General features: G+C 49.9%; 8 protein-coding genes. 2 read left to right on the top strand and 6 right to left on the bottom strand.

The window, feature by feature from the left end; translation table 11 throughout:
* From PsW74_RS29960 to PsW74_RS22200, 3 genes are all read right to left on the bottom strand, one after another.
* Nucleotides 1-395, bottom strand: a 395-nt coding sequence (locus tag PsW74_RS29960; protein ID WP_244277891.1) for a molybdopterin-dependent oxidoreductase, incomplete at its 3' end; no start/stop codon positions are given.
* Between the two features lie 167 nt (nt 396-562).
* Nucleotides 563-1,246: a molecular chaperone TorD gene (torD, locus tag PsW74_RS22205; protein ID WP_063289505.1), complete on the bottom strand. Its 684-nt coding sequence runs from the start codon at nt 1,244-1,246 to the stop codon at nt 563-565.
* Nucleotides 1,239-2,411: a NapC/NirT family cytochrome c gene (locus tag PsW74_RS22200; RefSeq protein ID WP_063289504.1), complete on the bottom strand. Its 1,173-nt coding sequence runs from the start codon at nt 2,409-2,411 to the stop codon at nt 1,239-1,241. Before PsW74_RS22200 ends, torD begins: the two co-directional genes overlap by 8 nt.
* Before the next feature lie 147 nt (nt 2,412-2,558).
* Here PsW74_RS22200 and PsW74_RS22195 point away from each other — a divergent pair, with 147 nt between their 5' ends.
* Nucleotides 2,559-3,266: a response regulator gene (locus tag PsW74_RS22195; protein WP_063289503.1), complete on the top strand. Its 708-nt coding sequence runs from the start codon at nt 2,559-2,561 to the stop codon at nt 3,264-3,266.
* A gap of 6 nt (nt 3,267-3,272) precedes the next feature.
* On the opposite strand, the gene PsW74_RS22190 is transcribed toward PsW74_RS22195, so the two are convergent.
* The gene (locus PsW74_RS22190; protein WP_063289687.1) at nt 3,273-5,663 is read right to left on the bottom strand and encodes an ATP-binding protein; all 2,391 of its coding nucleotides are present in this window, start codon (nt 5,661-5,663) and stop codon (nt 3,273-3,275) included.
* A gap of 129 nt (nt 5,664-5,792) precedes the next feature.
* Entirely contained in the window at nt 5,793-6,131 is a 339-nt protein-coding gene (locus PsW74_RS22185) for a hypothetical protein (protein WP_063289502.1), read from the bottom strand.
* Nucleotides 6,132-6,427: 296 nt separating this feature from the next.
* On the opposite strand from PsW74_RS22185, the gene PsW74_RS22180 reads away from it, so the two are divergent.
* Nucleotides 6,428-7,075: a hypothetical protein gene (locus PsW74_RS22180; RefSeq protein WP_063289501.1), complete on the top strand. Its 648-nt coding sequence runs from the start codon at nt 6,428-6,430 to the stop codon at nt 7,073-7,075.
* A 107-nt stretch (nt 7,076-7,182) separates the two neighbouring features.
* Here PsW74_RS22180 and PsW74_RS22175 read toward each other — a convergent pair whose 3' ends face one another.
* Entirely contained in the window at nt 7,183-7,821 is a 639-nt protein-coding gene (locus PsW74_RS22175) for a TetR/AcrR family transcriptional regulator (RefSeq protein ID WP_063289500.1), read from the bottom strand.
* Nucleotides 7,822-8,109: the final 288 nt, after the last annotated feature.

Below are 8,109 nucleotides of genomic sequence, written 5' to 3'. Positions count from 1 at the left end.
TGTGCAACAAGGTCGAGCGCTTTGTCCCAACTGACGCGCACAAAATCGTTGCTGCCACGGTCTTCAACGTCTGCACCACGGCCTTTTTCAAGGTAGGCACGGCGGACCATTGGATATTTGATGCGGGATGGTGAGTAGACGGAGTCCATGACACCAGCCAGCTGATGACTAGGATGTGGATCCTGCTCCCAAGGCTTAACTTCGGTCCAGCGTCCATTTTTAACCACTGCACGGAATGCACCCCAGTGACAACCGGAGAGAACTTCTCCGTTGACGGCTGCTTGTGCAAAGCGCGGTGAGAAGATGGATGGAGCCAATACACCCAGAGCGCCCAGTGCGGAGGCGCCCTTCAGGAAACTACGGCGAGACGTATAGTTTGCAATGATTTTCGACATCTCTGCTGTCCTTTTATTTTGGCAGACAATCGATGAGTTGAGCGAGTTGCTCGATGAAAACAGCCTGTTTTCTCTTGAGATTCACCGTAGTCACTGCGTGTAAACGTGGTTCGCGCGTTGATTGAACGGGATGTAAAATCGAGTAAACAGGTTGTAAATGGAGTTGGTCAGGTGGTGGTCTTTGCCTCATTCAAGTGAGCAAGATCCATGGCAAGCCAGGCGCTGAGGGCATTGGCCAGTTCTTTGTAAAAATCTGACTTGTCGAAGCGCTTACAGCTCTCGCAAAAAGAGGGCACCCAGTTCAGAAGATGATTCGAGAGGAACCAGATCTGGTTCTGATGTGAGGTGTATGCGGTCTCATGATCGCCATTGGCTTCTGCCAGAGCTTCGCGGTCGATGTACTCTGCCAGTACGTTGAGTTGAACGCCGAGGTGATCGGCGGGTTCTTTCATTGAATTTTCAATGGAGATACCCAGATCCTGAAGGATCTTGTTCATGTCTGCTGTTGGCTTTTGGAAGAGCGTGCCTTTTTCGTTGTAATAGGCGGACTCATAAGGAGGGGCTGAATGTTGACCGCCAACCCCCAGAAACAGACGAGAATATGCAGTTGCCAGATCGAGCACCTTGCTCTGATAACTCTCAACGGGAAGCTCTGTCAGCTTGGCAAGCTCACCCGTAAATGATGTGAGTGCCGGTGCTTGTGAGAAGACATCCAGAAGCGCCCGTCCTTCTGGAGAGCTGTAGCTCTCCAGAGTTTCGATTTTCACTTCACTGGTGAAGAAGCTTGCCAGCCAGCGGTAAACCAGAGATCTGTCGCTGTTGGAAAGAGTGATGGGTTCGTGCTTATCCATGAGCTTCACTCCCACCCGTGTCTTTTGCGTTGAGTTGCAGGTACTTCTGCAGGATGCGGTATTGTTCTTTGTCCAGTGAGATGAAGCGCTTCATGGCTTTGAGAGAACCGATCCACTGGTTGGCAAGGAAGTGCTCGGGATCGCGCAGGCCATGGCATGTGGAGCATGCGGCACTGTACATTTCACCGGTGTAAGTCCAGAGCTGATCTCCGTTTGAAATTAGATTTTCCTTTGAGACCCAAGTGTCGATCTGTACCTGATGCCAGGTGAGTTCTGTGTCCGGATCTACCTCGGTTTTTAGGCGTTTGATTTTATCGATGACCTTTTTACCGACAGTGGCAGAGAAGATGCGCTGGCCTCGGAGGGCATAGATCACGCGGTCCACCTGATCTTGCTGCCAACCGGCGATGCGCACTTTGAGAAGATCACCGCTACGTTCCAGAACAGTGACGTCAGTTCCGCCCAGAACACGGCCATCACTTTTGCCGTTGCTTTCCGCTTTTGACTGTTCAACGAAGAAAGGTTTGCTTGTGATGGCGTACAGATGATCTGCGCTTGCACCTTCGCTTACTGACAGGGCTTTGAGCTCGTCATACAAAACTTTGTAGCCCTGAGACATGTCTGGCAGTTTGTGGGCAATGCCTTTGTGACAGGAGATGCAGGTCTCGCCGTCCTTGAAACCCTTCTGCATGGTTTCAGAGGCTTTGGGATGCTGCTTGGCGAAGTCCATGGAAGCTTGCTTGTGGCAGTTGCGGCACTGCTGGGAGTCGTTGGCTTCCATCTCTGCCCAGACACTCTTGGCCATGGTCAGGCGATGGGCTTCAAATTTCTCCTTGGTATCGATCTTACCAGTGAGCTTGGAGTAGACCTCTTTGGCAGCTTCGATCTTGCGAATGATCTTTGGGTAAGTTTCTTTGGGCACGTGGCAATCTGAACAGACTGCCTGAACACCGGATGCATTCGAGAAGTGCGGAGATTTCTTGTACTCCTCGTAGACCGTGCTGCGCATTTCATGACACGAGACGCAGAACTCCAGAGTGTTGGTGTAGTCCATTGCGGTATGGAAGCCGCCCCAGAACACGACGCCACCTGCAAATGTGCCGAACAGTAATAAGCTTATTGGAAATATTGCGGTTTTCGTCCGCAGGAGTCGCCAGATATTCATCTTCTATCTCTTTTGCACTCTCGGACAAGTCGGTCCGTTCAATGCTCAGAGAATTAGACTAAGGTTGTAAATAGCGTTTGGAGGAAATATGAACGGGGTGTAGAATGGTGTAAACATGATGTAAACACACAAGCCGACAACAAGCATATGACAAATAAGGCACATATACTGGTCGTTGATGATGACCTGACCAGCCGCGTGGCACTTTCCGGATATTTTGAGACCGAAGGATACCGTGTTTCTGAAGCAGAAGACGGCGCGCAAATGCGTTCGGTTTTTGCTGGCGGTGATGTGGACCTGATTATGCTTGATATTCGTCTGCCAGATGATGATGGCCTAACGCTTTTGAAGGACGTGCGAAAGAAGTCTGACGTCGGGATCATCATGGTGACAGGCCGGACGGACGATGTGGACCGGATTGTTGCGCTTGAAATGGAAGCAGACGACTATGTGATCAAGCCGTTCAACTCGCGCGAGCTGTTGGCACGTTCCAAAAATTTGCTGCGCCGAGTGAGGGCAGGGCGGGTGCCTGTCGCTGTTGATGAGCGCGTGTTGAGTTTCTCAGGTTGGGTTCTGGACTTGGACAAGCGTGGGCTTCAGTCTCCCGAGGGAGAGGATGTTCGTTTGACGCGCGGCGAGTTTGAGTTGCTCTCTGCGCTGGTTGAGAACAAGGGGCGTGTGCTCACCCGTGATAATCTGCTGGATCACCTGAACCATCGGGAATGGGATCCAAGCGACCGTACTGTTGATGTGCTGATTGGCCGGTTGCGCCGTAAGATCGAAGCGAACCCCAAAGACCCGACTTTGATCATGACCGTGCATGGCGTTGGCTATGTGTTTACAGGTGCGTACTGAAGACGCCTATGCGCTTGCCGGCGCTTTCGTCAGGCAATTGAGCCAGGTTTCGTTCAGCTTGTGCTTTGAGGCTGTATAGGTCACCTCCAGTGCGCTGAAGATCTCCATAATTTTGTGCTTTTCCTTGTTTTGAGCTGCCTGTTCCAACTGCTCTGCGAGATTAGCGGCATGAATGAGACCCACATTATGGGATGCGCCCTTCATGCTATGCGCCTTGTCTCTGATCTTGGAGAAGTTTTGGGTTGCGATGTGGTTTCGCAGCTCTGGAATGATGAAACGCGACGTTTGCATATATGCATCGACAATGCGTTTGGCGCGTGTTTCTCCCAGCATCTCGAAGTGACCACGTAACACCGTTGTATCAATGAGTTCTGTAGGTTGCTCCTGCAATGTCTGTCTGGATTTACGTGCAAACATGGCTCTGTCAGAGAGGCAGGAGGCGATGGCATCCTCAAGGTCCTCTTGAGAATACGGCTTGCCAAGGAACCCATCGGCACCAGCAGTGAAGCTCTTCTCGATGTCAGCCAGGAAGATGCAGGCGCTTTGTACAATAACGGGAATGTTGGAAACATGGTGGTAGTGAGAGGCTCGGATGCGGGCGATGGTATCTGTGCCGCTCAGACCGGGCATACGGTTATCCATGAGCACCAAATCAAAACGGTGTTCGTGCAACTGGGCCAATGCGTCTTCACCGCTGCCGACTGTGCTACAACCATGCCCTGCCTTTTCTAGAAAGCCTTCAGTGACCAACTGATTGACCTTGTTGTCTTCAACAAGCAAGATTTTCAACTTCTTTGGCTTCCAGGTCTCTTGCTTATCTTCAATGACGCTGACGGTCTGATCCGCTTCATAAAACGGAATGATGAAGTGGAAGCTAGCGCCCTGAGTTTGATTAGATCGACAACCAATTTCACCACCCATCGCGTTGACCAGGCGTTTTGAGATTGCAAGACCGAGACCAGTTCCTCCAAACAAGCGATTGATTGCGGCGTTTTGCTGTACAAATGGCTCAAACAGATAGCTGTGATCTCCGGTGGGCAGACCCACTCCAGTGTCTGTCACCATGATCTGAAGACATCTTGCCTGTCGGATCTTGCTTTCAGGAATATGTACGCCGATGGTGATGGAACCTTCATTGGTAAACTTGATGGCATTGCTGACGAAATTCAAAAGGATCTGCCTGATCTTAGTGGGATCAGCCCGCAGTATTTCTGGAACCTGCGGATGTACCTCTATGTGAAGCTGTAGCCCTTTGGTTTCAGCGTCTTGTTGGGTGAGGTCAACAACCTGTTTGATGACTTGCCTGATCTTGAAATCAACGGCCTCCAGCTCCAGCGAGCCTGCTTCCACCTTGGAGTAATCCAGTACATCATTGAGGATTGAGCGCAGCATTTCGCCGGAGGAGATGATGCCATCCAGATAGCGGTGCTGTTCTGGCTTGAGGTTCGTGCCCTTGAGAAGGTCGGCTAGTCCAAGCACTCCGTTCAGGGGTGTTCTGATTTCGTGGCTCATGGAGGCAAGGAAAGTGGACTTGGCGCTATTCGCGGCTTCAGCTTCTTCCTTGGCTTTTTTATGGTCGGTGACATCATTGAGGATAAGGATCATCCCGGGAAACTTGCGGCTGAAGTCGACGATGTGTTGGGCGCGGATATCAAAAACGCGTGGACCTATCGCAGTGTCCAGTGTGATATCTGTAAAGCAGCTTTCCAGATTCTGCGGAAGATAAGGCTGTAGTTGGTTTGTCAGCAGCTCACGTGTGGCTGCATTGACGTATTTGACCTTCGTGTTTTGCAACCCAAAAAAAACAGCCTGAGCAGCATAGTTGAGGTCATTGACCTGGCCACTTTCATCCATCAATACGATGGGGTCGCTCAGGCTTTCCAGGATGGTGAGATACTTGTTCTTCTCATTGGTGATACGGCGGTTTTCTTCATAAGCCTCGTGCAGTTTTTTATCTTCGGCTACACCACTCCATTCCGTCGAAAACCCAAGTTCCATGAAATCGAAATAACGCAATAAGTAGGCGCGATATCTGGCACTTTCTGCCTCTGAAAACCCTTGTGTTTCCAGCAGGTCCAGATAGGCGCTGCGGTAGTATTTTGTCAGACCGAGGAAGTAGCCCAGTGTTACACCTCTGGATCGATGGCTCTTGGCTTGCTCTACGCCAAATGCAGCGAAGGGATGGCTGGAGAAATCAGAGCTGACATCAATCTCAGGCGGTGTGTCATAAGACTCCATCGCTTTGACGATGGATTTTGAGAGACCTTCAACTGATATGCGCCATGCCTCCCGCAGTGTGGCTGTGTACTGCGTGTAACCCTGACTTTTGGCATAAAAGAATATGCGATCTATGAGGGTGTTTTCATTTTGTAAAATCAGATCTCGCAGCACATGCATGATTGCCTCCGTCTTGCTTTCAGGCATGATACGAAGGGAAGGGACGGTCAAATTAAAACTGCCGTGCTACGTGTTGGGGTGTACGCAGCACTCCATAGTCGGTGATGCTTTTGAGTGCTTGCGCTGAAGTCAGTTCAGGTAGCGAGAACCGAACCTGTTCAGCGCGTCTCTTAAGGTTTCCTGTTCATCCAGATGCCGGTTGGCTTCTACTTCGTGGTGATCCAGTTGAGGGCTTTCTTCCGTCATACGAAGGTGATCACCGGAGTTTTCCTGAAGTTCTTCCAGAATATGGTCAAAGACCTGTACTCGCTCTTTGAGAGAATGTTGGCCACTGTGTTCCAGAAAATCTTTCAGCCTGGCCAGTTCTGCCAGCAAGATTGTGTTGTCTGCGATTTCTGAGTGATAGGTGCTCATAATCCCTTCAAGCGCATTTACATCTTCACCAGTGTTTGGGTTTTCTAAGCTCATTACAGGTCTCCTCGTTCTGGGGGAGCATGCGGTCGTGCCTATGGCGATATGTAATTATTATCTAGCCATAAAATGAGGTATTGAGCGTTGTCCGTTGGAGTTGAGGTAAGCCGATGCCTAAACCGTGCCCGAAAGTTCTATGAGAATTTTAACGGCTGCATCAGGGGCCAACTTGCTGATGGGTTTCTCATTCCTTAACCATCTGCTGAGTTCTACAAGTCCAGATATTCACGCAGTCGCCAGGCTCTCGTCATTCCTCACAAGTGTTTTAACGCAGATACCGTGAGGAGTTTGGTATGAAAAAAACAATAGGAGCCGATGAGCTGGATGCTGCAACTCTGGAGTTTGGACTTCTGGTGGGACTGCTTCTTCCCAAGGGGGAAGATCCTGTAGAATACAAGCTCAACAAAGATTGGTTGAAAGACCCAGTGGCTCAATTGCGTAAGCAACTAAAAACCGTCAGCGAAGATCTCAACGGTTGCCTGAAAGATGCATTGCAGGCCATGAAGAAAGGCAGCAGTGATAAGGTTGAAAATGCTGCTGAGGAAATCAGTAAATGGAATCCGCTTCTTTTTCCAGCTATCGGATTTGGTGGCCATGTTGGTGATTTGGGCGAAGTGCCAGCAATAGACTGGCTCTCGCTGATTACGAATGGTGCTGATGTGCCGGAGACCATCGAGAAATGGGTCCAAAAAGTTGCCGGCGATCGCAAAACTCTAAAAGCATGGGGAGCCGCACTCGTTGGCCTCGCAACAGGTCGCCTGGACCATCCAACCGGAATGGGAACTCCCGACATCCCCTACCTTTTCGCCATTATGAATGTGGGATCCATGGGAACCTTGTATCTGTCACTGGCAGCAAAGAAAGACAAGGATGGTTCTGTCGTTCTTGTCCCTGGCCTGTCGTTTGACAGTGATCCGATTGATTTAGACGGGGAAGGGTGACGACCGCGGGAAGTTTTAACTGTCTTATAAGGCCGTGTTGCAGGAGCTACTTAGTTCTCCTTGTTTGCAATAATCAAAATCGTCAGCCTTCAGTTTGACAGAAGTTATTATTGCTCCAGCCTCTCAACATCAAACACCAGATAGAGCAGGTTTTTGCACCAGTGCATTACGGTTTTGCGTTCTTGTTCGTCTGCTGTGAGGGCGACGATGTTGAGGCAGGAGACACTGATGAGGTTTTGGAGATAGGCGAGGCGGTGCGGGTTGTTTGGGAGTTGGCGGCCAAACTTCTCCTGGATACGGATGAAGCGTGCCAGAATTTGGTCCATGTGCGCTTCTTCAAGCTCTGACAATTCTTTAGAGGAGTTCATGGAGCGGCGAAGCTGCCAATGGCCTGCAGTGTTCGCTTGTGCATTGATTGCCATTTGCTCGAACATATCATCGATATAGTCCCGGATTGGCTCACTGCCATCATAGCGTGCATCCAGGTCATCAAGTCCGGTCAAAGCGTTTTCCAGCCAACGGCGAAACAGCTCATAAAGAATGGATTGTTTGTTGGGAAAGAAGTTGTAGAGCGACCCCACACTGACGCCAGCACGGCGGGCAATCTCATTGGTGTTGATCTTATCAACCTGACCTTCGCTCAGCATATCCAGCGTTGTCTGCAGGATAAGTTCGATTTTTTCTCGTGAGCGTTGTTGTTTGGCTTTCTTTCTCAAAGCGAGTGATTGCGCGTTCATGGATGGCATGGGCTGGCTGTCCTTTGTAAATCTCGCTTTCCCGTGTTCTGCACAACAAGATTTCCGGTGGCAAGCCCTTAAGAAACAAATTAGCAGATATACTCACTGAATAACTTGACTTATAAAGTCATATTATCTATTGGAGTCAAAGTCGAGTGATTGCTCAACTTTTTGATCGTCGGATCGGAAGTTGCTGCTAATTCTAAAAGTATTGAAGAATCAAATGATTGAGCTCCAACCAAATTAAACGTCAAGCCAGAAGCCAGACACCTTTGGAGCGATTATCAGTGGTATAGG

The organism is Pseudovibrio sp. W74 (assembly GCF_001623085.1).
GTDB lineage: Bacteria > Pseudomonadota > Alphaproteobacteria > Rhizobiales > Stappiaceae > Pseudovibrio.
Note: the sequence above shows the minus strand (reverse complement) of the source record. Positions and strands in the feature narration are given on the sequence as shown.

What these genes read in the sequence shown, in the direction of transcription:
- torD (WP_063289505.1), bottom strand. Translation starts at nt 1,246, where the DNA reads ATGGATAAGCACGAACCCATCACTCTTTCCAACAGCGACAGATCTCTG.
- PsW74_RS22200 (WP_063289504.1), bottom strand. Translation starts at nt 2,411, where the DNA reads ATGAATATCTGGCGACTCCTGCGGACGAAAACCGCAATATTTCCAATA.
- PsW74_RS22195 (WP_063289503.1), top strand. Translation starts at nt 2,559, where the DNA reads ATGACAAATAAGGCACATATACTGGTCGTTGATGATGACCTGACCAGC.
- PsW74_RS22190 (WP_063289687.1), bottom strand. Translation starts at nt 5,663, where the DNA reads ATGCATGTGCTGCGAGATCTGATTTTACAAAATGAAAACACCCTCATA.
- PsW74_RS22185 (WP_063289502.1), bottom strand. Translation starts at nt 6,131, where the DNA reads ATGAGCTTAGAAAACCCAAACACTGGTGAAGATGTAAATGCGCTTGAA.
- PsW74_RS22180 (WP_063289501.1), top strand. Translation starts at nt 6,428, where the DNA reads ATGAAAAAAACAATAGGAGCCGATGAGCTGGATGCTGCAACTCTGGAG.
- PsW74_RS22175 (WP_063289500.1), bottom strand. Translation starts at nt 7,821, where the DNA reads ATGCCATCCATGAACGCGCAATCACTCGCTTTGAGAAAGAAAGCCAAA.